The sequence below is a fragment of the Hymenobacter ruricola genome (assembly GCF_015694525.1).
Classification (GTDB): Bacteria; Bacteroidota; Bacteroidia; order Cytophagales; family Hymenobacteraceae; genus Hymenobacter; species Hymenobacter ruricola.
On record NZ_JADQDM010000009.1, the window covers coordinates 148,615 to 173,447 of the forward strand.

General features: G+C 63.4%; 21 protein-coding genes. 11 read left to right on the plus strand and 10 right to left on the minus strand.

Going from position 1 to position 24,833, the window contains the following annotated elements:
• Positions 1-66: 66 nt before the first annotated feature.
• Together I2H31_RS17075 and I2H31_RS17080 are read left to right on the plus strand one after the other, a co-directional pair.
• Entirely contained in the window at positions 67-831 is a 765-nt protein-coding gene (locus I2H31_RS17075; protein WP_196294259.1) for a LytR/AlgR family response regulator transcription factor, read from the plus strand.
• Positions 832-1,010: 179 nt separating this feature from the next.
• On the plus strand, positions 1,011-2,846 hold the full coding sequence (locus I2H31_RS17080) for a sensor histidine kinase (RefSeq protein ID WP_196294260.1): 1,836 nt from the start codon (positions 1,011-1,013) through the stop codon (positions 2,844-2,846).
• A 79-nt stretch (positions 2,847-2,925) separates the two neighbouring features.
• Here the strand turns inward: I2H31_RS17080 and I2H31_RS17085 are convergent, their stop codons facing one another.
• On the minus strand, positions 2,926-4,149 hold the full coding sequence (locus tag I2H31_RS17085) for an MFS transporter (protein WP_196294261.1): 1,224 nt from the start codon (positions 4,147-4,149) through the stop codon (positions 2,926-2,928).
• Positions 4,150-4,444: 295 nt separating this feature from the next.
• On the opposite strand from I2H31_RS17085, the gene I2H31_RS17090 reads away from it, so the two are divergent.
• Positions 4,445-4,960: a GreA/GreB family elongation factor gene (locus tag I2H31_RS17090; RefSeq protein WP_196294262.1), complete on the plus strand. Its 516-nt coding sequence runs from the start codon at positions 4,445-4,447 to the stop codon at positions 4,958-4,960.
• A 169-nt stretch (positions 4,961-5,129) separates the two neighbouring features.
• Here I2H31_RS17090 and I2H31_RS17095 read toward each other — a convergent pair whose 3' ends face one another.
• Complete coding sequence (locus I2H31_RS17095; RefSeq protein WP_394368968.1) at positions 5,130-6,377, minus strand: hypothetical protein; 1,248 nt, start codon at positions 6,375-6,377, stop codon at positions 5,130-5,132.
• Between the two features lie 227 nt (positions 6,378-6,604).
• On the opposite strand from I2H31_RS17095, the gene I2H31_RS17100 reads away from it, so the two are divergent.
• Positions 6,605-7,531, plus strand: a complete 927-nt coding sequence (locus I2H31_RS17100; protein WP_196294264.1) for a bestrophin family protein — start codon at positions 6,605-6,607, stop codon at positions 7,529-7,531.
• 35 nt (positions 7,532-7,566) lie between these two features.
• Here the strand turns inward: I2H31_RS17100 and I2H31_RS17105 are convergent, their stop codons facing one another.
• Positions 7,567-8,265 (minus strand): DUF4136 domain-containing protein, encoded by a 699-nt coding sequence (locus I2H31_RS17105; protein ID WP_196294265.1) that lies wholly within the window; start codon positions 8,263-8,265, stop codon positions 7,567-7,569.
• A 111-nt stretch (positions 8,266-8,376) separates the two neighbouring features.
• Positions 8,377-9,306 carry a helix-turn-helix transcriptional regulator gene (locus I2H31_RS17110; protein WP_196294266.1) on the minus strand — a complete coding sequence of 310 codons (930 nt, stop codon included), beginning with the start codon at positions 9,304-9,306 and terminating at the stop codon, positions 8,377-8,379.
• Positions 9,307-9,467: 161 nt separating this feature from the next.
• On the opposite strand from I2H31_RS17110, the gene I2H31_RS17115 reads away from it, so the two are divergent.
• From I2H31_RS17115 to I2H31_RS17125, 3 genes are all read left to right on the plus strand, one after another.
• A complete protein-coding gene (locus tag I2H31_RS17115) occupies positions 9,468-10,997 on the plus strand; it encodes an aldehyde dehydrogenase family protein (protein ID WP_196294267.1) in 1,530 nt (509 codons plus the stop codon).
• A 205-nt stretch (positions 10,998-11,202) separates the two neighbouring features.
• Positions 11,203-11,550 (plus strand): hypothetical protein, encoded by a 348-nt coding sequence (locus tag I2H31_RS17120; RefSeq protein WP_196294268.1) that lies wholly within the window; start codon positions 11,203-11,205, stop codon positions 11,548-11,550.
• A gap of 14 nt (positions 11,551-11,564) precedes the next feature.
• Positions 11,565-11,966 carry a DUF779 domain-containing protein gene (locus I2H31_RS17125; protein WP_196294269.1) on the plus strand — a complete coding sequence of 134 codons (402 nt, stop codon included), beginning with the start codon at positions 11,565-11,567 and terminating at the stop codon, positions 11,964-11,966.
• 58 nt (positions 11,967-12,024) lie between these two features.
• Here the strand turns inward: I2H31_RS17125 and I2H31_RS17130 are convergent, their stop codons facing one another.
• The 4 genes from I2H31_RS17130 to I2H31_RS17145 form a co-directional block, all read right to left on the minus strand.
• Positions 12,025-12,492, minus strand: a complete 468-nt coding sequence (locus I2H31_RS17130; protein ID WP_196294270.1) for a MaoC family dehydratase — start codon at positions 12,490-12,492, stop codon at positions 12,025-12,027.
• 201 nt (positions 12,493-12,693) lie between these two features.
• Positions 12,694-13,458 (minus strand): DUF4197 domain-containing protein, encoded by a 765-nt coding sequence (locus I2H31_RS17135; RefSeq protein WP_196294271.1) that lies wholly within the window; start codon positions 13,456-13,458, stop codon positions 12,694-12,696.
• Between the two features lie 237 nt (positions 13,459-13,695).
• Positions 13,696-14,439: an SDR family NAD(P)-dependent oxidoreductase gene (locus I2H31_RS17140; RefSeq protein WP_196294272.1), complete on the minus strand. Its 744-nt coding sequence runs from the start codon at positions 14,437-14,439 to the stop codon at positions 13,696-13,698.
• A 130-nt stretch (positions 14,440-14,569) separates the two neighbouring features.
• A complete protein-coding gene (locus I2H31_RS17145; protein WP_196294273.1) occupies positions 14,570-15,883 on the minus strand; it encodes a family 1 glycosylhydrolase in 1,314 nt (437 codons plus the stop codon).
• A 208-nt stretch (positions 15,884-16,091) separates the two neighbouring features.
• On the opposite strand from I2H31_RS17145, the gene I2H31_RS17150 reads away from it, so the two are divergent.
• The 4 genes from I2H31_RS17150 (at position 16,092) to I2H31_RS17165 (ending at position 20,042) form a co-directional block, all read left to right on the plus strand.
• On the plus strand, positions 16,092-16,718 hold the full coding sequence (locus tag I2H31_RS17150) for a bifunctional 4-hydroxy-2-oxoglutarate aldolase/2-dehydro-3-deoxy-phosphogluconate aldolase (RefSeq protein WP_196294274.1): 627 nt from the start codon (positions 16,092-16,094) through the stop codon (positions 16,716-16,718).
• Positions 16,719-16,862: 144 nt separating this feature from the next.
• Positions 16,863-18,011 (plus strand): galactonate dehydratase, encoded by a 1,149-nt coding sequence (dgoD, locus tag I2H31_RS17155; RefSeq protein ID WP_196294275.1) that lies wholly within the window; start codon positions 16,863-16,865, stop codon positions 18,009-18,011.
• Positions 18,012-18,164: 153 nt separating this feature from the next.
• Positions 18,165-19,157: a 2-dehydro-3-deoxygalactonokinase gene (locus tag I2H31_RS17160; protein WP_196294276.1), complete on the plus strand. Its 993-nt coding sequence runs from the start codon at positions 18,165-18,167 to the stop codon at positions 19,155-19,157.
• Positions 19,158-19,169: 12 nt separating this feature from the next.
• The gene (locus I2H31_RS17165; protein ID WP_196294277.1) at positions 19,170-20,042 is read left to right on the plus strand and encodes an SMP-30/gluconolactonase/LRE family protein; all 873 of its coding nucleotides are present in this window, start codon (positions 19,170-19,172) and stop codon (positions 20,040-20,042) included.
• A gap of 111 nt (positions 20,043-20,153) precedes the next feature.
• Here I2H31_RS17165 and I2H31_RS17170 read toward each other — a convergent pair whose 3' ends face one another.
• Both I2H31_RS17170 and I2H31_RS17175 read right to left on the minus strand, forming a co-directional pair.
• Positions 20,154-23,375 (minus strand): efflux RND transporter permease subunit, encoded by a 3,222-nt coding sequence (locus tag I2H31_RS17170; RefSeq protein ID WP_196294278.1) that lies wholly within the window; start codon positions 23,373-23,375, stop codon positions 20,154-20,156.
• Between the two features lie 198 nt (positions 23,376-23,573).
• The gene (locus tag I2H31_RS17175; protein WP_196294279.1) at positions 23,574-24,704 is read right to left on the minus strand and encodes an efflux RND transporter periplasmic adaptor subunit; all 1,131 of its coding nucleotides are present in this window, start codon (positions 24,702-24,704) and stop codon (positions 23,574-23,576) included.
• Between the last annotated feature and the right edge of the window lie 129 nt (positions 24,705-24,833).

Genomic DNA, 24,833 nt, shown 5'->3' on the forward strand with positions numbered 1-24,833 from the left:
CCCGTGGTATGTGAGCCGGGGCGCGTTCGTAACTTTCGGAACCCGCTTGGTGCGGGCCCCCGCCGTATGCCTCCTGCTGCCCAACTCCTCATCATCGAAGACGAAGCCGTGCTGGCCCTCGACCTGCGCGCCACCATCCAGGCCGAAGGCTACGGCGTGGTGGGCATCGCGGCCAGTGGCCCGCGGGCGCTGGAGTTGTTTGGGCAGCACCCGGAAATTGCCGGCGTGCTCTGCGACATTCACCTGCAAGGCCCCTGGGACGGCATCGAAACCGCCCGGCGCCTGCTGGCCGTGCGCCCGGTGCCGCTCATCTACCTCACCGCCCTGGCCGACCAGCCCACCCTCGATGCGGCCCTGACCACGGCCCCGGCGGCGTATTTGCCCAAGCCCGTGTCGGCGGCCAGCCTGCGGGCAGCGCTGGCCCTGGCGCTGCACTCCATTGCGCGGCCCGCGGCGCCCGCCCCGGCCGAGTCCGCCGCCAGCGCCGACGCCCTCACCCGCGACACCATTCTGCAGCTCGAAGGCCACGTGTTCATCAAGGACAACAACCAGTTCGTGCGCATTCCGCTGGCCGATATTCTGCTGCTCGAAGCCGACAACACCTACACCACCCTCGTCACGGCCAGCCGCAAATACGCCCTGCGCCTTACCCTGGGAGCCGTGCTGGAGCGCCTGCACTTTGCGCAACTGGTGCGGGTGCACCGCTCGTTCGCCATCAACATTCAGCGCGTCGAGAGTTTTTCGGATACCGAAACCACCGTGGCCGGCCAGGCCGTGCCCCTGGGCCGGCAATACCGCGAGGCCTTCCTGAAGCAGTTCCAGTTTCGGTAGGCCCGGGCGCGGTTCACTTACCAAACGCGGTTGTTCACTACCCCGGCTGGGGCGTTGGCTGCCATTGTTGGGGCCGGGGCCGCGCGGGACTCTACTTTCGCACGGTGCCAGTGGGCTAGCCGCCCAGCCACCGGGCATTAGTCAATTTTATGATGCGTCGGTTGAGGTTATTTCGGGAAATGGGCCGCTGCCGCTGGCTGGCGGTGCTGGTGTTGCTGCGCCTGCCGCTGGCTGGCCACGCGGCCGGGCCGCAGCCCGGCCCGGGCGCTCCCACCGATACCGCCCAGGTACGGCAAAACTTCCAAACCGTGCAGGTGTTGCTCATGCGCAACGCCGACTCGGCCGCCGTGCTCAGCCGGCAGCTGCTGCGCACCAGCCAAAAGCTGCGCTACCCCTACGGCATGGCCCAGAGCTGCCTGCTGCTGGGCACGGCCCTGCGCAACCAAAGCGAGTTCGATTCGAGCTTTTACTACGGCCGGCGGGCCCAGGCCCTCTTCGAGGCCCAGCACCGCCCCGAGGGCGTGGCCTGGGTGCTCAACCTCAACGCCCAGACCTACAAGCGCATGAGCGACGCCCAGGGGGTGGAGCTGCTCACGCGCAAAGGACTGCAGCAGGCCCAACAGGCGCTGGCGCTGGCCCGGCGCGGCCCGTACCCGGCCGCGATGGTGTCGGCGCTGATTACGCAGGGCATCATTTACCGCGACTTGCACCGGCCCGACTCGGCGCGCACCTGCTACCAAGAGGCCATGCGCATCGAGCAAAAATACCGGCCCGTGCCCTCGTCCCTGGGGGTGGTGTGCGCCAACTACGGGCAGCTGCTGATGGACTACGACCACGACTACCCGCAGGCCATTGGCTACTTCCGGCGGGCGCTGGGGCTGCACCGCGCCCAGCACAACCGCAACGGCCTGGAGCACGCCTACCGCCAGCTCAGCTGGGCCTACCGCCGGCAGGGCCGCCTGGCCCAGGCCGTGGCCGCCGCCGACACCTGCCTGGCCCTGGGCCGCGCCATCGGCGACCCCCACCGGCTCAGCAACTCGCTGGAAGCGGCCTGCTTTGCCTACCGCGACGCCGGCCGCTACCGCGAAGCCACCGACCTGATGGAGGAGCGCCGCCAGCTGGACAACCAAACCAACCGCCTGGAAAAAACGCAGGCCGTGGCCCGCATCGAAGCCGCCTACCGGCTCGAAAAGCAGCAGGCCCGCATTGCCAGCCTGGCCCTGGCCAATGCGCATAAGAAAAGCCTGCTGGTGGGCCTGGCCCTGGGCCTGACGGCGCTGGCGGGCCTGCTGGTATTCGGCGCCTGGCAGTACCGGGCCCAGCGGCGGGCCAATGCCCAATTGCGCGCCACCAACCAAACCATCAACGAAAACAACGCCCGCATTCAGGAGCAGGCGGCGCGCCTCACGCTGCTGCTGCGCGAGCTGCACCACCGCGTGAAAAACAACCTGGCCATCGTGAGCAGCCTGCTCAACCTGCAGTCGGGCAGCCTGGCCGACCCCGTGGCCGCCCGCGCCGTGCGCGAAGGCCGCCAGCGCGTGGAGGCCATGGGCCTGATTCACCAGCGCCTCTACCAGACCGACGATGTGGCCACCGTCGACATCCGGCCCTACCTCACCACGCTGGTCGAAAACCTGCTGGCGGCCTATGGCTTCGACGAGGACCGGTTCGACCTGGTGCTGGAGCTCGACCTGCCGGTGGTGGACGTGGACCGCGCCGTGCCGCTGGGCCTCATTCTGAACGAGCTGGTGACCAATGCCCTGAAGCACGCCTACGGCAAGGTGGCGCGCCCGCTGCTGCGCGTGTACCTGGGGAGCCCCGCCGGCGGCCTGCTGCTGGAAGTGGAAGACAACGGCCCCGGCCGGCCGCCCGGCTACGACACCGGCAATTCCTTCGGCACCCAGCTCATCGAGGCCCTCAGCCAGCAAATCGGCGGCGAGATGACCATGAGCAACGAGCCCGGCGCCTGCTTCCGGCTTTGGGTGCCGGCCGCCGGGGTGCTGGTAGAGAAGTAGCGCGGACTTTGCAGTCCGCGTCCCCGGCGAACACCCGAACGGCTCTAACGGCGCGGGGGCGCGGACCACAAAGTCCGCGCTACTTCCGCCCGTAGAACCGGCTAATCAGCCACGCGGCACCGGCCAGGCCGGCCCCCAGCAGGCACACGCCGGGCCAGCCGGCGTGCGTCCAGGCCAGGCCGCCGAGCACGGAGCCGAGCGAGCCGCCCGTGAAATAGCCGGTCATGTACACGGTGTTGAGGCGGCTGCGGGCCTCGGGCACCAGCGAGAAAATGAGCGACTGGTTGGAGATGTGGGCCGACTGCACGCCCACGTCCAGCACGATGACGCCCAGCACCAGGCCGCCCACCCAGGCGCCGCCGAAGCCCAGCACCGCATAGGCCCCCAGCGCCAGCAAAATACCCAGCCCGATGGTGTAGTCCGGGCCTTTGGTGTCGGCGGTTTTGCCGGCCAGCGGCGCGGCCAGGGCCCCCACGGCCCCCACCAGCCCAAAGAAACCGGCCACGTCGGAGCCGTAGCGGAAGTGCGGGCCTTCGAGGTAAAACGCCAGCGTGGTCCAGAACACGCTGAAGGCGCCGAACAAAAACGCCCCCACCAGCGCCGCCCGCCGCAGGGCCGGCTGCTCGCGCACCAGCGTGCCCAGGGACTTCATCAGCGAAGCATACGTGCCGGTGAAGGTGGGCCGGTCGGTGGGCAGTTGCCAGGCCAGCAGGGCCACCAGCAGCACCATCAGCCCGGCCCCGATTTCGAACATAGCCCGCCAGCCCAGGTGCACGCCCACGTAGCCGCTCACGGTGCGCGAGAGCAGGATGCCGATGAGCAGGCCGCTCATCACGCGGCCCACCACCCGGCCGCGCTCGGCCTCGGGCGCCAGGTGCGCGGCCATGGGCACCAGCAGTTGCGGCACCGACGACAGGATGCCGATGCCCACGCTGGCCGCCGCCAGCAGCCCAAACGTGGGCGCATACGCCGCCGCCGCCATGGCCCCGGCCGCCCCCAGCAGCATGAGCAGCATCAGGCGCTTGCGCTCCAGCATGTCGCCCAGCGGCACCACCAGCAGCATGCCCAGCGTGTAGCCAATTTGGGTGGCCGTGGCCGCGAGGCTGGCGCCGCTATCCGTCTTGTGAAAGGTGCGGCCAATGGCGGCCAGCAGCGGCTGGTTGTAGTAAATATTGGCTACCACCAGCCCGCAGGTCACGGCCATGAGCCACACCAGGGCACTATTGAGTGGAGGTGAAACGGGAGCGGAATGTGGAGCGGCCGCCGCGCCGGCAGGTTGGTTTTCGATAGCAGATTGGGACATGGAAAGAAGGAGCAGGCCCACAGGCCGCCTGGGCACAAGGACTCTCAAACCGCTCATAAGGCCCGATGGTTGCGCCCGAACGCTCAAAAAGAGCTTGCGCTGACCGTTTGTAGAGATGCGCGGAGCGTTCGGAGGGCCGGGCTGACCGATTGGAGGAGTGGGCCGGGCGTGCGGAAGGCTTCGCGGAGCGTTTGAAAGGACCGGCTGCGCGTTTAGGGGCCTAAGCCCCGCAACCGGCCGCCTGAGGCGGGGGCTTGCGCCCACAACTCCGCCCGTGGGCTTGCGTTGAAAAGGCATGAGCCGAGGATTTACCAAGGAAGACGACGCGCAGACGCCGCCCATCATTCCGCCCCGCGCGGCGCTGCCGCCGGGCACGCCCAACTACGTGACGCCCCACGGCCTGGAAATGCTGCGCGCCGAGCTCAGCACCCTCGAAGCCGAGCGCGCCCGGGCCGAGGCCAACCGCGACAACGACACCGACCGCACCCACCAGCTTTCGTTCTACAACGGCCGCATTGCCCTGCTCACCGAGCGCCTTGGCAGCGCTAAAGTGGTGGACCCCGCCGGTCAGCCGCCCAAAGAAGTGCGCTTCGGGGCCACGGTTCGGCTGCGCACCGTGGGCGGCGGGAAGGCGGGGTTTGAGCGTACGTTTACCATCGTGGGCGTGGACGAAGCCGACATTGCGCAGGGCAAAGTGGCCTTTGTGGCGCCCATTGCGCGGGCCGTGCTGGGCGCGAAGCTCCGGCAGCAAGTGCCGCTGAAGCTGGGGCCGCAGGAGGAGCTGGTGGAGGTGACGGGCATTGCTTATTAAGCACCTGGCGCCACTGTTGGCCAGAACGAGGTAGAGACGCAAGATTTTGCGTCTCGTCGTTCGCGCCGTTCGGGTGTTGTTAACACAGCATCGTTCTGGCGCGAGCCGTTCTGCCGCCGGTCGTTCAACGACGAGACGCAAAATCTTGCGTCTCTACCTCGTTCTAGTGCTATCGATTGGCTTCCGACAGCCAGTGGAACTGGCGCTCGGCCAGCTGGAAGTGGCGGGGCTGGCGCCGCAGGGCAATGAGCACCGAGTCGTGGCGGATGGTGCCGCGCAGCACCAGGCGGGTGCTGTCGGGGCGGGCGTAGCGCAGGGTGAAGAGGGGCAGCGAGTCGGCGGCTATTTTCTTGAAGGCGATGGTGCTTTGCGTTGAATCGAGGGTGTAGGCGAAGTAGCCGCGGCGGTAGCGCTGGCGCAGCAGGGTGTCGGTAGTGCCCACGCTGCCGGTGGTATTGGCTTCAAACACCACGTCGTGCCAGCGCAGGCTGTCGGGCAGCGGGGCGGCGGTTTCGAAGCGCTCGACTTCAAAAAAGCCAGTGGCCAGCCTGCCCTTGGTAAGAGTGGGGGCCGAAGCCTTCTGCTGCCAGAACTGGTAGAGCGGCAGCAGGGCAAACAGGGCAATGAAAATGGTTTTGAGGGTAAGCCGCGCCACGCGCCAGCGCCAGGGCAGGGCCGGGAGCACCGGCGTGGGGGGAGTGGGCCGGTTGAACACGAAGAAATTCAGCAGCCGCCCGGCATCGCCCAGTAGCAGGAAGACGCTGAGCGCGAACAGGTGAATCGAGAAAATCTTCACCGGAATGTCGTAGCACAGGTTCAGCATCATCACGTTCAGAAACACGCCGGCCGCCACCAGGGCGCCCAGCGTGCTGGTGCGGCGCCACAGCAGCAGCACGCCCGCCGTCAGCTCGGCCGCGCCCGAAAACATTTGGTAGGGCGTGGAATACCCGATGAAATACCACGAAAACCGCATGGGCAGCAAGTCGCCCAACGGGGTGGCCAGCGCGCTCAGGCTGGGCGCCACCATTTGCAGGGCAAAGAGCTTGATGAGGCCGTAGCCCAGGGCATTCATTGCCACGAAATAGCGCACCAGCACCAGCAGCCAGTAGTAGCCGCGGGCGTAGTGGGCCCGGCGCCGGTCGAGCAGCACCCACAAGCAGGCGCCCACCACGGCTGCCAGCCCACAAAAGCACAGCTGCGCGTAGCCGTAGGAGGTATCGCCGCTGCCGTTGGTGGGCACTAGCACGTCCTTCACGTGGAAGAGGTAGCGGTTGCCCAACTCCACCAGCCAGCTTTCGGCCGCGCCGTACATGCCGGCCACAATGCCCACTTCCGGCACGCTGCCCAGCCAGGTCAGGGGCGAGATGAACAGCAGCAGATAAATGCACGAGAAGCAAAAGAGCCATTTGCGCCACAGGGGCCAGCGAAGCGCGGAAGGGGATAGGGCGGGTTGCATAGGAGGAGCAAAAAGAACGGTTTCGCTGCTAAAGTATCGCATTGTTGCAATGTTCCCGCCGCGGTGGCGTAGGCTTGCCCCCGAAAGGTGAAAAATAGGCGGCTCGCGGCCGGGCGGCGCGGCCTGCCCGGGCCGGCCCCGGGCCCGGGCGCTAACTTGCGGCCGGGTGTTCAGCCGTTTTCTTACTCATGATTGTCTACAAATCGACCGACTGGTGGGAGGCCCTGCGCCACCTGGGCTCTTCCAAAATCATCCGCTCGCTGTTCAAGCGGGTGCTCTACGTGGGGCTCTACGCCACTTTTGTAGAGGCCGCCGCCGTGGAGTTTGAAATCCTGAAATTCACCGTCGATAAGGAGTTTTTCACCTTTCTGGGCATCATGCTCAGCCTGCTGCTGGCCTTCCGGACCAACACGGCCTACGACCGGTTTTACGAAGGCCGCCGCCTCTGGGGCCAGCTCACCAACAACTGCCGCAACCTGGCCGGCCTGCTCCACGCCCGCCTGCCGGCCCACGACCAGGCCCGCCGAGCCTACCTGGCCGGCCTGCTGTCCAACTTCCCGCTGGCGCTGGAAGGCCACCTGCGCAGCAAGATAAAATTCCATAACCTGGCCGAAGTTGAGCCCGGCCACATCGAGCAGCTGCGGCAAGCCGGCCACGTGCCCTCGCGCATCGCCACGCGGCTGCAGGAATTCTACGAGCAGCTGCTGCGCGAGGGCCTGATTTTGCCCGAGCACCTCATCACCATCCAGCGCCACCACGAGGCCCTGCTCGACGTGGCCGGCGGCTGCGAGCGCATCCGCAGCACGCCCATCCCGTTTTCCTACAGCTATTTCATCAAGGGCTTCATCACGGTGTTCATCCTCACCATGCCCTTCAATCTCCTCGACAGCTACCGCTGGCTCACCATTCCCATCACCATGTTCGGGGCCTACGCCCTGCTGGGCGTGGAAATGATTGGCGACGAAATCGAGGACCCCTTCGGCAAGGACAGCAACGACCTCCCGCTGACGCAAATGGCCAACCGCATGCGCGCCAACGTGCACGAAATCCTGGGCGTGGACCTGCACGAAGAAATCCGGACCCTGGCCGACGTGCCCTACAGCGTGGTGTTTTAGCGGGTGGGCCCAGCCGTTGCCTTAAGCGAGTTGCGTTATTTTTTCAGGTACGGGAAGTCGTCCTTCATGTCGCGCACCAGGGCTTTGGCCAGCGCGGCCGGGCTGGTGCTGGGCTTGCCGTGCAGCTCGTGGTCGAAGCGCCACACCAGCTGGCCGGACTGGGTGTCGTAGATGTCGAGGGCGGTGCGCACCGAGTTGTCGGCCATGGGGTTGCTGCCGTTGCTGAGCACAAACACGGCAATGCTCACGCCGCCGGGCAGCAGTTGGTGCATGCTGGTTTGCCCCGTGAGCACGGCGTCGACGCCGAGGGCGGCGCGCAGCTCGGCCATGGAGCGGGTGGGCAGGCTCTCGTAGGTGATGCCCGCGCGGGCCAGGCGCTGGTTGGTTTCGGCGGGGTTCTGGAAGGTGCTGGTGATGGGGCGCTGCGCCTGCTGGCGCATCAGCTCGGCCTGCAGGGCGGCTTGCAGCAGGTAGCCCATCTGCCGGCGCTCGGCCTGCAGGCCGCTTTCCAGGGTGCTGCCCAGCGGGCGGGCGGCGCTGTCCCTGGCCCACACGCCGGCGTGCTTGGCCAGGTCGCGCAGCCGCTCCAGCTCCACCGCAAAGGGCAAAATGGCCACCGTGCGGTGCGCGGCCAGCGCCGCTGGGGCCAGCGCCTCGGCCTGGTGGCTGCGCCGGGCACAGCCGGCTAGCCACAGGCTGAGCATCAGCAGGATGGCGAAGGAAAAGCGAGGCATACGAGAAGACGAGTGAGGCATAATGGACGAAGGACGGGCACTGCGCCGCCGCGTTGTTTCTGCCCGCGAAGTTCGGGGTAAATAACCCGGCCTGGCTGGCCTGGCGCTTTCCTACGCCACCAGCTGCTTCTTGTACGCCCCCGGCGTCATGCCCTCGTACTTCTTAAACAGCGCCTGGAAGTACGACAGGTTGTTGAACCCGGCCCGCAAACACACTTCGGCCACGCTGGCCAGCGGGTGGCGCAGCAGCCGCTTGGCCTCGCTCAGCCGCTCCCGGATGATGTACTCGACCGGCGTAATGCCGAATTCGCGCTTGAACAGCCGGAAGAACGTGGCCTTGCTCATGCAGGCCAGCGCGCTCAGCTTGTCGATGTTCAGGTTTTCGGCCAGGTGCTGCCTGATGTAGTCGACCACGGCGGCGAAGCGGTGCGTGGTGAGGTAGCGGGCGTAGTCGTGGAAGATGAGCTGGCGGGCCTGCGTCTGCATCAGGCGCACCAGCAGCTCCTGCAAGGTGAAGCCGGCCAGCACATCCTTGTTGATGTCCGAAGCGCGCGACACGGCCACTAGGCGGCCCAGCGTGTCGGTCAGCTCGGGCGTGTTGGTGAGGTGGGCGTACTCGGGGCCGGAAATGGCCCAGGGCTGGTGGGTTTCGGCTTTGGGGTAGCGTTCGTTCAGCAAGTCCACGGTGTGGCGGATGGTATCGGGCGCGATGGCCACGGCCAGGCACTGCGTGGGCTGGCCCAGGCTGGCCTCGGGGAAGTCGATTTCCATCAGCTCGTCCTTGTCCACCACCACGCTCTCGCCGGGCAGGTAGTCGAAGGCCGCGCGGCCGGGCAGGTGCATCACTTTTTTGCCGCGCAGCATGGTGGTCAGGGCCAGGCCGTCGAGGCGCAGGGGCACGCGGTGGGCGGCGCGGTGCGTCTCAAACACGTTCAGCTCGAAGCCTTCCAGGGCGTACACGGTGCGGTTTTCGACCAGCGAATGCAGGCGTTCGAAAGCCAGGGGAGCCACGGCGGCGGGCAAATGGACGCGCGAAGTCATGGAAAAGCGGGTTGGTGAGGGAGTGCACACTTTCAACAAGGGAGGCGCCGGCAAGTTGCGACAATTTTCGCACACATTGATACAATACCACAACCCAACGGCCTAGGGAAAAAGGACCTTTACATCGTTTCCCGTTCACCTAATTCCCTATCTCAAAAGCCATGGCTGAAACCTTAGAAGCAACCACCACCGCGGTGGCCCGCCCCCAGTTCAAAGAGCATTACGACAACTTCATCGGCGGCAGATGGGTGGCCCCGGTCAAGGGCCAGTACTTCGACAATCCTTCGCCCATCGACGGCAAGGCCTTCACCAAAGTGGCCCGCAGCACGAAGGAAGACATTGAGCTGGCCCTCGATGCCGCCCACGAAGCCTTTAGCACCTGGAGCAAGACCTCGGCCACCGAGCGCAGCAACATCCTCAACAAAATTGCCAACCGCATCGAGGAAAACCTGGCCCACCTCGCCGCCGTGGAGTGCGTGGAAAACGGCAAGGCCCTGCGCGAAACCACCTACGCCGACCTGCCGCTGGTCATCGACCACTTCCGCTACTTTGCCAGCGTGATTCGGGCCGAAGAAGGCAGCGCTACCGAGCTGAACGCCAGCACCGTGTCGCTCAACATCTCGGAGCCGCTGGGCGTGGTCGGCCAGATTATTCCCTGGAATTTCCCGCTGCTCATGGCCACCTGGAAGCTGGCGCCCGCCCTGGCCGCCGGCTGCACCGTGGTGATGAAGCCCGCCGAGCAAACCCCCGCCAGCATCATGGTGCTCATGGAGCTGATTCAGGATTTGCTGCCAGCCGGCGTCGTGAACGTGGTGAACGGCTTCGGCCTCGAAGCCGGCAAGCCGCTGGCCTCTTCGCCGCGCGTGCAAAAGGTGAGCTTCACCGGCGAAACCACCACCGGCCGCCTCATCATGCAGTACGCGTCGGAAAACCTGATTCCGGTGACCATGGAGCTGGGCGGCAAGTCGCCGAACATCTTCTTCAAATCGGTGCTGGACGCCGACGACGACTTCCTCGACAAAGCCATCGAAGGCGCCGTGATGTTTGCCCTGAACCAAGGCGAAATCTGCACCTGCCCCTCGCGGATGCTGGTGCACCAAGACATTTACGACGAGTTTATTGCCCGCGTGATTGAGCGCGTGAAGGCCATTAAGCTCGGCAACCCGCTGGACATGGACACGATGATGGGCGCCCAGGCCAGCAACGACCAGTTCGAGAAAATCCTGAGCTACCTCGAAATCGGCAAGGCCGAAGGGGCCGAAGTGCTGGTGGGCGGCGACGCCTACCACCAGGAAGACGGCGCCCTGGCGGAGGGCTACTACATTCAGCCCACCATGTTCCGGGGCCACAACAAGATGCGCATCTTCCAGGAAGAAATCTTCGGGCCCGTCGTGTCCGTCACCACCTTCAAAACCGTGGAAGAAGCCATCGAAATCGCCAACGACACGCTCTACGGCCTCGGCGCCGGCGTGTGGACGCGCGACGCGCACGAACTCTACGAAGTGCCCCGTGCCATCCAGGCCGGCCGCGTGTGGGTGAACTGCTACCACGACTACCCCGCCGGCGCGCCCTTCGGCGGCTACAAAGCCTCCGGTTTCGGCCGCGAAAACCACAAAATGATGCTGAGCCACTACCGCCAGAACAAGAACATGCTCATCAGCTACAGCCAGCAGAAGTTGGGTTTCTTCTAGGCCGCTGAGTAGCGCGTGCTTCAGCTTGCGTCTAACCAGAACGTCCTGCCGAGCGAAGCGAAGCATCTTTACTGCAACACTAAAATTGGTTGGTGGAGCATTATAGACACTTCGAAAAGCTCAGCATGACGTTCTTCTTTAGGAGGTTGCGAAGCATCCTTTTGCTCGCAGGTGCGTCTTACTTGAAAACGTTAGCGCTACTTGTATGAAAATCCTGCCCATTTTGGTCGCGTTGTATTGCAGCATTTCGGTTGCGCACGCGCAGCTACTGCCCGTTCCGGGCGTCAAGAACCCGGACTGGAAAGTTGAAAAAAAGGAAGCCTTGCCGGATGCGACCCCGTTTGACGAAGCTCCGAAAACCGACCGGATGCCCAACGCCGCGCAAAAAGGCATCTCCAGCATTGGCAACCGCCACTACCACTGGGACGCCGAGCACCAACTGGCGTACCAGTGGCTGAGCCGCCCCGGCTCGGGCACCGTGGCGCCCGATAAGGAAGTGCTGGTACGGGAAGAGCGCACGGGCATCACCTACACTTTCCGCCGCAAACAATAATTCACAACACCCCCATGCCCACCCCGAGAGTCCTCGTCACCCAAGCCGCGGAGGCCACCATTGATTTGCTGCGCGACGAGCACGGCCCGCTCATGTTCCACCAAAGCGGCGGGTGCTGCGACGGCTCCTCGCCCATGTGCTTCGCCAAGGGCGAGTTCCGGGTGGGCGGCAACGACACGTGGCTGGGCCGCATCCACGGCTGCGACTTCTTCATGAGCGCCAGCCAGTTTGCGTACTGGCAGCACACCCAGCTCACGGTGGACGTGGTGAAAGGCCGCGGTGCTAGCTTCTCGCTGGAAATCCCGCTGGGCGTGCGGTTTCTCATCCGTTCGCGGCTGTTCACCGAGGCCGAGGAACAGGACATGGCGCCCGTGTACGCGGGCGACGAATACCCGGAAATGGCTGCCGAAGCCTAAGAGAGAAGTAAGCACGGGGCGTCATGCAGAGCGCCAGCGAAGCATGACGGCCCATTTCTTAGTCCTGAAAATGGTACAGAAACGTGACCACGCCCGTGTAGGCCGGTTTTTTCTGGCCTTCAATCTCCAGCGTCACGCCCACGCGGGCCTTGGCAATGCCGCGCAGGTTGGCCACCGACAGCAGCGTGGCGCGCAGCCGCACCTGGCTGTTCACGGTCACGGCCTGGTTGAAGCGCAGGTTTTCGACCTCGTAGTTCACCTGCATTTTCAGGTTTTCGATGGCCACGATTTGCTGCCACAGGTAGGGCAGCAGCGCCACCGTGAGGTAGCCGTGCGCAATGGTGGCCTGAAACGGCGACTCGGCCTGCGCCCGCTCGGCATCGGTGTGAATCCACTGAAAATCCAGCGTAGCGGCGGCAAACTGGTTTATCTGCTCCTGCGTGATGGCGTGGAACTCGGAAACTCCCAGCTCCTGGCCCGCGCAGGCTTCCAGTTCGGCGAGGCTGCGAATGGTGATTTTGGACATGAAAGGTGGCGTGCGGTTGCGGTTTGGGGGCCGCAAACATACGCCACACCACAGAACGCCATCCTAATTGAACGTCATGCAGAGCGCCAGCGAAGCATCTTTACTGCGAGAGTAATTAATTCTAGCATTGCGGTAAAGATGCTTCGCTGGCGCTCTGCATGACGTTTTGCCAAGACAAAGTTCCGTTTTCAGCAACGCCTTTTAGCTATTGCTGCCAAACACGCGGCGCAGAATCTCAGTGGTGCGGGCTACTGGGTTTTCGCGAATGTTGGCTTCTTCTTGGGCAATGAGCGTGAACAGCCCGTCTACGGCCTTGCCGGTGGCGTATTGGTTGAGGTCGGGCTGCACTTTCTGGGTCAGCGGGAGCTGGTTGTAGGTGGTGGCCAGCTGGGTGTAGTACCTGGTGGCCCCCACCTTGTCGAGGCTTTGCTGCACAATGGGCGCGAAAGCAGCGGTGAGCTGGGCGCTGGTGGTCCGCTTGAGGTACTGCGTGGCGGCGTCTTTTTGGCCCGTCAGGATGTTCCACACGTCCGAGAACGTGAGGCTTTTGATGGCCGAAATGAAAATAGGCTTGGCGCTTTTGGCCGCGTCTTCGGCGCCGCGGTTCAGGCTCAGCTCAAACTTGTCGACCTGGCTGCCCAGGCCGATGCTGCGCAGGGTGGTGGCCACGCGCTGGGCATCGGGCGGGAAGGGAATGCGAATGAGCTTGTTGAGGTTGAAGCCGTCGGTTTGCGAAGCCTGGTCGGCCCCCTTGCTGATGCCCTGCAGCAGGGCTTCCTTGAGCCCGCTGGCCGCTTCGGTGTTGCTGACGTTGCCTTGGCCCGCGCCGGCCGCAGTGCCCGCGGGCGTTTTCAGGATATTGGGCAGGTTGATGCCTTTGACGGTGGGCAGCTTGAATACCTGCGCCGAGGCGTCGAACGAAACAGCCAGCACAAGCAGCAGGGCGGAGGAAAGGAGCTTTTTCATGGGAAAGACGGGCAAGGAGACGACCAAAGCAGCGAAAGCGGCGCTGGTTTCGATGAACCCAGGGCCGCTTTCGGCAGCTATTGTCCCAACTTGCAAGGGCCGTGCCTGGTGCCCGGCTCGGGCCAGAACCTAGGCAGAAAGCTCCAAAAGGTCGACCAATCCCACTTGCAAACCGTCCGTGCGCTTAGGCAACCATGCGCCCGTCCTCGTTCCCCGACGAGACCCAACTATGCGTCTCTACAGCCGGTCCAGACGGCCGCCGTCCACGCGCACCTCGGCGCCCTGCACGAAGGCGGCGTCATCCGAAGCCAGGTAGGCAATGGTAGCGGCCACGTCCTCGGGCCGGCCCACGTCGTTTTTGTCGATGACTTCGACCCCGGATTTCACGTTGGGGTTTTCCCAGAGCATGGGCGTGTCGATGGCGCCGGGCAGGATGACGTTGGTCCGGATGCCCTTGGGCTTGCCTTCCAGGCTTGAAGAGCGGGTGAGCGAGAGCATAGCGGCCTTCGCGGCGGCGTAAGGGGCCACCAGCGGGCTCGTTTCCACGGCGTGGATGCTGGCCACGTTCACGATGCTGCCGCCGGGCTTCATGTGCAAAAAGGCTTGCTTCGTGAAAAAGAAAGCGCCCAGCAAATCCACGTTCAGGATGCGCAGCCAGTCGTCGCCGGTCAGCTCCTCCAGGGGCTTGAACTGCATGAGGCCCGCATTATTCACCACAACATCCAAGCGGCCAAACTTTTCCAGCGTACCGGCTACGGTGGCTTCCACTTGGGCTTCCACGGCCACGTTGCAGAGGCTGCCCCACACGTCGGGGGCGCCGGCGGCTTTCACTTCGGGCACGGCGGCATCAAGGTTGGCTTGGTTGTAATCGGCAATGACGACGCGGGCGCCTTCGGCGGCCAGGCGCTTGCACACGGCCAGGCCAATGCCGCTGGCGCCGCCGGTGATGAGGACAACTTTGTCGGTGAAACGGGCTTCCATAGGTTGGGATGGGTAAGAATTAGAATTTATTGGGCAGCCGGGCTTTCTGTAGCGTGGACTCTGCGAGTCCGCGCATCGTAGAACGTTCGTTCAGGCGCGGACTCGCAGAGTCCACGCTACAGGAAGCCCGCTACGACTCCGGCGCGGTGTTCGCCGCCACCGTCGACTTGTCGGCAGTGGCTTCTTTCACGTCTTGCTTTTGCTCGCGGGCCCAGGCGTCGTTGCTGTCCTGGGGCATCACGATGGGCACTTGCAGGCACACGCTTTGGGAGGGCAGCACCTGCCGCCAGTCGGCGATGAGTTGCTTGTAGGCGGTGCCCACGGGGCGGATGTTGCGGTCGAGGTCGTAGAGGCCCACGGGGCACAGGCGGCCGTTGTCTTCGCGCAGGGCGGTGTCCCAGTCCACCTGGTCGGTGAGGGAATACCAGGTGAAGCCCACCATGGGCACGCCGTCGTTGCGCACGCGCAGCACGTTGGCCCACTCTTTCCAGAGCCAGTTCACGGCCTCGTCGCCGTTGGGGCCCTGCCAGATGTTGGTTTCGGTGTGCATCACGGGCAGGCGGTACCGGTCGTGGTACTGCGAGGTGATGACGTGGTAGCCAAATATTTCGCCCGAAGCGCGGGTGCTGCCGTCGGCCGACACCCGGTGCTCGTTGGTATAGTAGTAGTCGTTGCCCATAATGCAGTGCCGCTTCATCTTGTTTTCCAGGAAGAAGTGGTACTCCGCGCGGGTCATGCCGTTGTCCATCAGAAACTCGTACATGCTGGAGTTCACGCGCTTGCCGTAGTTGAGGTCGAGCGACAGGAACCGCTCGGCGTTCATGGTTTCGGCGGGCTTGATGGCGGCCGGATTTTCGGCGTGGAAGTATTCCGACGACTCGCTCTGGATAAAAATGGCGTCGGGCCGCACCTCAAGGATGGCCTGCATGGCCAGCACGTTGGCTTTCACGATGTACTTCAGGGCCGTTACAAAGGCTTGGTCGCTGCTCAGCTGCTCGTTCCACCAGCCGTAGCGGGCCGAAAACACCGCGCAGATGTACATCTCGTTCACCGGCGTGTAGAGCTGCACCCACGGAAACCGCTGCGCAAACGCCCGGGCGTACTGCCCGAACAGTTCCGGAAACTCCGGGTTCTGGAAGTTGCCAATCCAGTCGGGCACGCCGAAGTGGCACAAATCCACGATGGGCGCGATGTTGCGCCGCAGCAAGTCCTGAAACGTCACGTCGGCAAAGCTCCAGTCGTACTTCCCCGGCCCCAGCCAGGTGGTGTGAATGGGCGGCCCGTAGCGCAAAAAATTGATGCCCAACTCCTCCACCAGGTCAAAATCCTTTTGCCAGTACTGGTAATGCTTGCATTTTTCCAGCTCATCCACGCGTAGCTTGCCGTTCTGGATGGTGGGGTTGCTGTTTTCGATGCCAGTGGCGAAAAGGAATTGGGGACCCATGGAATAAGGGAAGGAGGGGATGGGGGAAGAGGGTGGGTGGGAGTGGCCCGCCGCTGCCAAGCGTTACTCCAATAGCCTCGTCCGTGTTGCGTTGCGGCGGTGCCTGGTGGCGGCAGCGCCGGCCGGGCAATACTCGGCCGCGTAAGATGAACTTAACCTGAATTCGCGCTTCTACGTTGGCAAAAGGCCGTCTTCTCTTTCCTCCGCTATGAACCCGCTCGCTCACATCCTCGAACACAAGGTCGTCGCCATCGTGCGCGGCGCCAACCCGCCCGACCTGCTCCGCATTGCCCGGGCCCTGCACGCCGGCGGCGTCCGCATGATGGAAATCACGCTGAACTCGCCCGGCGCGCTGGCGTCCATCGAAGAAATCTCGCGCGAAATGGCCGGCCAGCTGCTCGTCGGGGCCGGCACCGTGCTCGACCCGGAAACGGCCCGCGCCGCCCTGCTGGCCGGCGCGCAGTACATCATTTCGCCCACCCTCAACAAGAAAACCATCCGCATGACCAAGCGCTACGGCGCCGTCAGCATCCCCGGCGCCTACACCGCCACCGAAATCCTGAAAGCCTACGAATACGGCGGCGACATCATCAAGGTATTCCCGGCCGGCAGCAGTGGCGCCAGCTATTTCAAGGACATTGCCGGGCCGCTGCCGCACATCCCGCTCATGCCCACCGGCGGCGTGTCGCTCGATAACATCAAGGGATTTGCGGAAGCCGGCGCGAAAGCCTTCGGCCTGGGCAGCGCCTTGGTCGACACCAAGCAGGCGGTGACGGACGAGTACCTAACCAAGCTCACGGAAAAGGCCCGAGCGTTTGTGGCGGCCGTGGCGTAGAGACGCAATACTTTGCGTCTCGTCGTTGAACGACCAACGCTGCGCCGACCGCGCAGCCCTGCACCGTAGACACTGCGCCATTTAAACAACATCAGCAACGATTGAGACGCGAACACGCGTCTCTACGCCGTTCAAAACAGATTTATGATAATTACCCGCTTTACCCTCTTCCAGGTGCCGCCGCGCTGGCTGTTTCTCAAAATCGAAACCGACACCGGCCTCGTGGGCTGGGGCGAGCCCGTGATTGAGGGCAAGGCCGCCACCGTGGCCGCCGCCGTCACGGAACTGATGGAGAACCTCATCGGCAAAAATCCGCTCAACATCGAAGACCATTGGCAGGTGATGTACCGGGGCGGCTTCTACCGCGGCGGGCCCATCCTGATGTCAGCCATCGCCGGCATCGACCAAGCCCTGTGGGACATCAAGGGCAAGTATCACAACGCGCCCATTCACCATTTGCTGGGCGGCCGGGCCCGCGACACCATGCGCGTGTATTCCTGGATTGGCGGCGACCGGCCCCACGACGTGGGCCTGGCCGCGGCCGCCATGGTGGCCAAAGGCTTCACCGCCATCAAGATGAACGGCACCGACGAGATGAACTACGTCGACTCGCACGTCAAAATCGACGAAGTACTGGCCCGCGTGGCCGCCGTGCGCGAGGCCGGCGGCCCGGCCCTGGGCATCGGCATCGACTTCCACGGCCGCGTGCACAAGCCCATGGCCAAGGTGCTGGCCAAAGAGCTGGAGGCGTTCCACCCGATGTTCATTGAGGAGCCCGTGCTGCCGCAGAACAACGAGGCCCTGCGCGAGATAGCCCGGCACAGCAACATCCCCATCGCCACCGGCGAGCGCATGTTTTCGCGCTGGGATTTCAAGCAGCTGCTCATTGACGGCTACGTCGACATCATTCAGCCCGACCTCTCGCACGCCGGCGGCATCACCGAGTGCAAGAAAATCATCAGCATGGCCGAGGCCTTCGACGTGGCGGCCGCGCCGCACTGCCCGTTGGGGCCCATTGCGCTGGCCGCCTGCCTGCAGGTAGACGCCACCTGCCACAACGCCTTCATTCAGGAGCAAAGCCTGGGCATTCACTATAACCGCGAGAATGACCTGCTCGATTATCTGGTCGACGCGAAGGTGTTTGACTACGAAAACGGCTACTGCAAAATTCCGGAAGGACCCGGCCTGGGCATCGAGATAAACGAGGAATACTTAATCAGCCGCGCCGCCATCGGCCACAACTGGCACAACCCCGTGTGGCGCAATGTGGACGGCAGCGTGGCAGAATGGTAAGGCAGGACGGGTAAAAGAACATGCCAACAGCCCGTCATGCTGAACGAAGTGAAGCATCTTTACCTCAATCGTAAAGTTTAATAAATGAATTAGTTGCGCGGTAAAGATGCTTCGCTGCGCTCGGCATGACGGGCTTACAATATTGAACAACGCATGGACCCCAAAACCACCTTCCTCAGCTGCGACTGGGGCACCTCTTCCTTCCGCCTGCGCCTCGTGGAGCGCGAGACGCTCAAGGTGCTGGCCGAGACGAGCTCCAAAGAAGGCAACGCCGCCACGGCCGAGCTGTGGCAGCAGGCCCAGCTGCCGCCGGAGCGGCGCGTGGGTTTCTACCTGGCCATCATCCAGAAGCATTTGGAGGAGTTGGAAAAGGAAGTAAAAACTTTTCTGGATGACGTGCCGGTGGTGATTTCGGGCATGGCTTCGTCCACGGTGGGCATGAAGGAGGTGCCGTATAAGCCGCTGCCGTTTGCCGTCGACGGGTCGGATTTAGCCACGGAAACCATTACGGCGACGACTGATTTCAACCACGAAACCTTGCTGATTTCGGGCGTGAAAAACGACGACGATGTGATGCGCGGCGAGGAAGTGCAGTTGGTGGGCTGCCGGTTTGAGAGCACGGCAGAAGAACAGCTTTTCCTGCACCCCGGCACCCACGCCAAGCACGTGCGGGTGCAAAATGGCCAGGCCGTTTCGCTGAAAACCTACATGACCGGCGAGTTTTTCTCCCTGCTTTCCACCAAAGCCATTCTGGCGGCGTCGGTAGAAGAAGGTGGCAAGCTAGGGGAGGGAAAAAACCGCGAATGGTTTGAACAAGGCGTGCGGGCCAGCCAAGAAGCGAATTTGCTACACAATGCTTTTCTGGTTCGCACCAACGACTTGTTCAAAAAAGCCGGCAAGCCGGAAAATTATTTCTATCTCAGCGGCCTGCTCATCGGTAGCGAGTGCCACGACCTGGTGGCCAACCCACCCGCTGGCATCATGCTGGCCGGCGAACCGGCGCTGGTGGAGCTCTACGGCGCGGCTTTGCGGGTGCTGGGCGTTGCCGACCAGTGCCCGGTGCAGACCAAAACGGCCGAGGAAGTAACCCTGAACGGCCAGTTCGCCGTTCTTCAACACCACCTCAACGCCCCGAGCAACCCCTAAAGCTTACCCGCCATGCAAGCCGAATCCATCCTGCCCGCGCAGGCCAAGCTAGGCGAAGGCGCCCTCTGGAACCCGGAAACGGCGCGGCTGTACTGGGTCGACATCGAAGGCCGCGCCTTGCATGTATTCGACCCTGCCACGGGCGAAGACCGGCGCTACCCCACCGGCAAGCGCATCGGCACGGTGGTGCCCATGCACAACGGCCACGCGCTGGTGGCCCTGCAAAGCGGCCTGCACGAAATCGACCTGGACACCGGCCAGCTTACCCGCCTCGCCGACCCGATTACCGATGAGCACCTGCGCTTCAACGACGGCAAGTGCGACCCGGCAGGCCGCTTCTGGGTGGGCACCTTCGACCTGCAGGGCCGCGCCCACGCCGGCACCCTCTACCGCTTCGACCCCGACGGCAGCACCCACGTCATGCTGCGCCACGTGACGAACTCCAACGGCCTGGCCTGGTCCCTGGACCAGCGCACGATGTACTACATCGACACGGCCACCCAGGCCGTGCAGGCCTTCGACTACGACCACGCCACCGGCGCCATTGCCAACCCGCGCGTCATCGTCCGCATCCCGGAAACCGTGGGCGGGCCCGACGGCATGACCCTCGACGCCGAGGGCAACCTGTGGGTAGCCATTTGGGGCGCCGGCCGCGTGCAGTGCTACGACCCCGAAACGGGAGCCCTGCTGCACGTGGTGCAAGTGCCCGCGCCGCACACGTCGTCGTGCGCCTTTGGCGGGCCGGAATTGAAAACGCTCTACATCACCACCGCCCGCGGCGGCCTCAGCCCGGAGCAGCAGGCGCAATTCCCGCTCAGCGGCAACGTGTTTGCCGTAGAGCCGGGCGTAGCGGGCGTGCCGGCATGCTTTTTCGGTGACAGGTAAGCAGGAGCCTCTTTGCAATGATTTCATTGCCTAACAAGCCCTAAAGCAAGAGAGCTGACCAAGTACGGAAACTTGGTCAGCTCTCTTGCTTTAGGAAAGACGTTGCCTTAATTAAGCGGGCTGGGGCGCGGGTTCGGGGCCCTTCTCTTCTTTATGGCCGCCGTGTTCCTCATCGGGCTTGTAATTTTTCTCCAGCTCGGCCAGCTTTTCTTTGCCGTAGGCGAAGCGGGTGATGATGACGTAGAGCACCGGCACGATAAAAATGGCGAGCGACGTGGCCGCCAGCATGCCGCCCAGCACCGTCCAGCCTAGGGTTTGGCGGGCCAGGGAGCCGGCGCCGGACGCGAACGTGAGCGGCGCAATGCCCAGGATGAAGGCCAGCGAAGTCATGATGATGGGGCGCAGACGCAGGCGGACGGCCTCCAGCGTGGCCTCCACCAGCGGCATGCCTTTATCAACCCGCTCCTTGGCGAATTCGATAATCAGAATGGCGTTTTTGGCCGACAAGCCAATCAGCGTAATCATGCCGATTTGGGCGTAGACGTTGTTCGTGAGCTTGGGCAGGAAGAACAGCGCCAGAATGGCCCCAAAGATGCCCACCGGCACCGCCAGCAGCACTGAGAACGGCACCGACCAGCTCTCATAAAGCGCCGCCAGGAACAGGAACACGAAGGCAATGGACAGCGCGAAGATGTAAATCGTCTGGCCGCTGGCCAGCAATTCTTCGCGGCTCAGGCCCGAGAATTCGTAGCCGTAGCCCTGCGGCAGCGATTTCGCAGCTTCATCTTGCAGGGCTTTGATAGCGTCGCCAGAGCTTTTGCCGGGGGCGGGGTTGCCGTTGATTTCGGCCGAGCGGAACAGGTTGTAGTGCGAGATGAGGGGGGCGCTTTCGGTGCGTTTGTAGCTCGTCACGCTGCTCAGGGGCACCATGGTGCCGGCTGCGTTGCGCACGTAGTATTGGCCGATGTTCGAAATATCGCCGCGGTAGCTGCTGTCGGCCTGGGCTAGCACGCGGAAGTTGCGGCCGTAAAGCGTGAAGTCGTTCACGTAGGCCGAGCCGAGGTAGGTGCGCAGGGCGGTGGCGATGTCGGCAATGCTCACGCCCAGCTTCTTGGCTTTCTCGCGGTCGATGGTGAGCTGGTAGCCCGGCGTGTTGGCCGTAAAGAACGAGAAGGCGCCGGCAATTTCGGGGCGCTTCCGCATAGCGCCGAGGAAGCCTTGCAGGTTGTTATCAAAGGTTTTCACGTCGCCGCCCTGGCTTTCGCGCTCTTGGAGCACGAAGGAGAAGCCGCCGGTGTTGCCCAGGCCGGGGATGGCGGGCGGCGAAATCACCACGGTAGTGGCCTCCTTGAACTTGGCCATGCGCTGCTGCACGGTGGCCATCAGCCCTTGCAAGCGCAGTTCTTCGTCCTTGCGGTCTTCCCAGGGTTCAAGCTGGCAGAAGATGGTGCCGGAGTTCGATTTTGAGGAGAAGTTCACGGCGTTCAAACCACCGAGAGCAGCATAATGCGCAATGCCTTTCACCTGCGAAAGCTCCTTCATCATGTTCTGCAGCGTGGCCACAGTGGCCGCTGTGCTGGAGGCCTCGGGCAGGTTGAAGGTGATGATGATGCGGCCTTCGTCCTCGGTGGGCAGGAAGCCGCTGGGCTTATTTTTAAACAGCAAAGCGGCGCCGGCCACGATGCACACCAACACCACCACCACCAGGCGTGAATGCTTGATGCTGCTGTTCACGCCGTTGCCGTACTTTTCAGTGACGCGCCCAAACCAGTTGTTGAACTTGAAAAAGAACTTATCCAGACCCGTCGAATTCTCATCGCGCTTGGTGGGCTTCAAGAGCAGCACGCATAGCGCCGGCGTGAGCGAAAGCGCCACGAAGGCCGAAATCAACACCGAAATGGCAATGGTAACGGCAAACTGCTGATACAAGCGGCCGGTGATGCCCGGAATGAAGCCCACCGGCACAAACACCGCCGCCAGAATCAGCGCAATGGCGATAACCGGAGCCGAAATCTCGCGCATGGCTTCCAGCGTGGCATCGAGCACGTTCATCTCCCGCTCGTTCATGTTGTGCTCCACCGCTTCCACCACCACAATGGCGTCATCGACCACAATGCCAATGGCCAGTACGAAGCCGAACAGCGTGAGCGTATTAATGGTGAAGCCCAGCGGAATGAAGAACATGAACGTGCCCACGATGGACACCGGAATGGCCAGCACCGGGATGAGCGTGGAGCGCCAGCTTTGCAGGAACAAATACACCACCACGATAACGAGCAGCAGGGCGATGACCAGCGTTTCCACCACTTCGTGAATGGACACCTTTACTACACTGGCCGCCTCGAAGGGAATCACGTAGCTCAGGTCGGAGGGGAACTGCTTTTTGAGCTGTTCCATGGTGTTTTTTACGTTCTCGAAGGTTTCGAGGGCATTGGCGCCGGGGGCCTGGTACACCAGCAGGTAGGCGGCGCGCTTGCCGTCCACGTAGGAGTTGTTGCCGTAGTTGAACTTGCCCAGCTCCATGCGGGCCACGTCCTTGAGGTACACGATGCCGCCGTCCTGGTCGGGCCGCGTTTTCACGATGATGTCGCCGAACTGCTCGGTGGTGGCCAGGCGGCCCTGCACCTGCACGATGTATTCAAACGTCTGGCCCATCTGCTGGGGCGGCGCGCCGATGGAGCCGGCCGCAATCTGGGCGTTCTGCTCCTGAATGGCCGCCAGCACGTCGTTGGCCGTGATGCCGAGCTGCGAGAGCTTGTCGGGCTTCAGCCAGAGGCGCATCGAAAAGTCATCGGCCCGACTCACGATGTCGCCCACGCCCTTGGTACGCAGTAGCGCGTCCTTGATGTACACGTTGGCGTAGTTGTCGAGGAAAGTGGCGTTGTGCGTGCCTTTGGGGGCAAACATGGCCACCAGCATCAGGATGCTCGGGTTGCGCTTGCGCACCGTGAGGCCCAGGCGCTGCACTTCCTGCGGCAGGGTGGGCAGGGCAATGCCCACGCGGTTCTGCACATCGAGGGCGGCGATGTTGATGTCGGTGCCGACCTCAAAGTTCACCGTCATGCTCATCTGGCCGTTGCTGGTGCTGTTGCTTTGCAGGTAGGTCATGCCGGGCGTGCCGTTCACCTGCACTTCCACGGGCGTGGCCACGGTCTGCTCCACGGTCTGGGCATCGGCGCCGGTGTAGGTGCCGCTCACCGACACCGTGGGCGGCGTGATTTCGGGGTACTGCCCGATGGGCAGCTTCAACATGGCCAGCAAACCCACCAGCACGATGACCAGCGAGCTGACAATGGCCGTGACGGGCCGGCGTATAAAGGTTTCTGCTATCATTTTCTATAGCTGTTGGCAGCGGGCGGGTAGCCGTTAGCTCGCTTGTGGATTCAATTAGATAAGGAAGAACGTCATGCTGAGCGTAGTCGAAGCATCTCTACTACAGCACTAATCAATGCTGAGTCAACGAAGCGGTAGAGATGCTTCGACTGCGCTCAGCATGACCGTTTAGGCGGCGCTGGGGGTAGCCATGCAGGCCTATTTCCCCGGCGCGGCCGGTGGGGCCTTGGGCACTTCCGTGGTAATCTTGCCGCCGTCGCGCAGCTTTTGCACGCCTTCGGTTACTACTTTGTCGCCTTCTTTCACGCCGCTCATCAGCACAATCTGGTCCTTCAGGCGCGGGCCGAGGGCCACCTTGCGCTGCTGGGCGGTGCTGCTGTCGGTAGCCACGTACACGAAATTCTCGCCCATCTGCTCCACAATGGCTTTGAAAGGCACCACGATGCGCTGGCCCGATTGGGTGTTGAGTACCTTCACCACGGCGCTCATGCCATCCTTCAGGTCCCGTTTGGGGTTAGCGAATTCCACGCGCACCGTGATGGAGCCGGTCTGGCTGTTCACGCCCCGGTCGATGGTGCGGATGCGGCCGGGCAGGGGGTAAGTCACGCCGCCGGGCAGCACCAGGCGGAGCGTCGAGTCGGCGCGGGAGGTTTTGGCGTTTTGCAACGCAATGAAACGGTCGATGTCCGTTTGCGTCACCACGATGTCGACCCCCATCGGGTCTTCGCTTGAAATGGTGTTGAGCAGCGTGGTGCCGGCGCCCACCTGCGAGCCCAGGCGCACGTCCGAGATGCCGATACGGCCCGTGAAGGGCGCCGTCACCCGCGAAAAGCCGAGGTTGTTGCGGGCAATGTTGACGCTGGCCTGCGCGGCGGCTACCTGGGCGCGGGCCGTGGCGGCGGCGGTGTTGGCATTATCGACCAACTGCTTGGCTACGGCATCCTGCTCGGCGAGGCGGCGGTAGCGGCCGGCATTCACTTCGGCGTTGGTGGCGTTGGCCTGCACGCTGCGCAGGTCGGCCAGGGCTTGTTGGTAAGCGGCCTGGTACTGGCGCTGGTCAATTTCATAAAGCAGCTTGCCCTTGGGTACCACGTCGCCTTCCTTGAAATACACCCCGGTGACGAAGCCCGTGGCCTGCGAGCGCAGCTCCACGGTGTTCAGGGCCACCACAGTAGCGGGATATTCATCATAGTACACCGCCTCGGTGGTGCGCGCGGCCACCAGCGTGACCGGCGTGGGCGGCGGGGACGCGTTTTTCTTCTGGTCGTCCTCTTTCTTACCGCACGAAGCCAGGGCCAGCAGGCTCAGTACTAAGTATTTATTGTTCATCTGTAACATAGCTTGGAGCTCTTTAGAACGTCATGCCGAGCGCAGCGAAGCACCTCGCGGGGAGAAGTAAATAAGGCCTTTGAACGGTTGAATTGCTGCCACAAGCGAGATGCTTCGCTGCGCTCTGCA

Excerpts from the sequence above, each read along its gene's own strand:
- I2H31_RS17075 (WP_196294259.1), top strand. The coding sequence starts at position 67 with ATGCCTCCTGCTGCCCAACTCCTCATCATCGAAGACGAAGCCGTGCTG.
- I2H31_RS17080 (WP_196294260.1), top strand. The coding sequence starts at position 1,011 with ATGGGCCGCTGCCGCTGGCTGGCGGTGCTGGTGTTGCTGCGCCTGCCG.
- I2H31_RS17085 (WP_196294261.1), bottom strand. The coding sequence starts at position 4,149 with ATGTCCCAATCTGCTATCGAAAACCAACCTGCCGGCGCGGCGGCCGCT.
- I2H31_RS17090 (WP_196294262.1), top strand. The coding sequence starts at position 4,445 with ATGAGCCGAGGATTTACCAAGGAAGACGACGCGCAGACGCCGCCCATC.
- I2H31_RS17100 (WP_196294264.1), top strand. The coding sequence starts at position 6,605 with ATGATTGTCTACAAATCGACCGACTGGTGGGAGGCCCTGCGCCACCTG.
- I2H31_RS17105 (WP_196294265.1), bottom strand. The coding sequence starts at position 8,265 with ATGCCTCGCTTTTCCTTCGCCATCCTGCTGATGCTCAGCCTGTGGCTA.
- I2H31_RS17110 (WP_196294266.1), bottom strand. The coding sequence starts at position 9,306 with ATGACTTCGCGCGTCCATTTGCCCGCCGCCGTGGCTCCCCTGGCTTTC.
- I2H31_RS17115 (WP_196294267.1), top strand. The coding sequence starts at position 9,468 with ATGGCTGAAACCTTAGAAGCAACCACCACCGCGGTGGCCCGCCCCCAG.
- I2H31_RS17120 (WP_196294268.1), top strand. The coding sequence starts at position 11,203 with ATGAAAATCCTGCCCATTTTGGTCGCGTTGTATTGCAGCATTTCGGTT.
- I2H31_RS17125 (WP_196294269.1), top strand. The coding sequence starts at position 11,565 with ATGCCCACCCCGAGAGTCCTCGTCACCCAAGCCGCGGAGGCCACCATT.
- I2H31_RS17130 (WP_196294270.1), bottom strand. The coding sequence starts at position 12,492 with ATGTCCAAAATCACCATTCGCAGCCTCGCCGAACTGGAAGCCTGCGCG.
- I2H31_RS17135 (WP_196294271.1), bottom strand. The coding sequence starts at position 13,458 with ATGAAAAAGCTCCTTTCCTCCGCCCTGCTGCTTGTGCTGGCTGTTTCG.
- I2H31_RS17140 (WP_196294272.1), bottom strand. The coding sequence starts at position 14,439 with ATGGAAGCCCGTTTCACCGACAAAGTTGTCCTCATCACCGGCGGCGCC.
- I2H31_RS17145 (WP_196294273.1), bottom strand. The coding sequence starts at position 15,883 with ATGGGTCCCCAATTCCTTTTCGCCACTGGCATCGAAAACAGCAACCCC.
- I2H31_RS17150 (WP_196294274.1), top strand. The coding sequence starts at position 16,092 with ATGAACCCGCTCGCTCACATCCTCGAACACAAGGTCGTCGCCATCGTG.
- dgoD (WP_196294275.1), top strand. The coding sequence starts at position 16,863 with ATGATAATTACCCGCTTTACCCTCTTCCAGGTGCCGCCGCGCTGGCTG.
- I2H31_RS17160 (WP_196294276.1), top strand. The coding sequence starts at position 18,165 with ATGGACCCCAAAACCACCTTCCTCAGCTGCGACTGGGGCACCTCTTCC.
- I2H31_RS17165 (WP_196294277.1), top strand. The coding sequence starts at position 19,170 with ATGCAAGCCGAATCCATCCTGCCCGCGCAGGCCAAGCTAGGCGAAGGC.
- I2H31_RS17170 (WP_196294278.1), bottom strand. The coding sequence starts at position 23,375 with ATGATAGCAGAAACCTTTATACGCCGGCCCGTCACGGCCATTGTCAGC.
- I2H31_RS17175 (WP_196294279.1), bottom strand. The coding sequence starts at position 24,704 with ATGAACAATAAATACTTAGTACTGAGCCTGCTGGCCCTGGCTTCGTGC.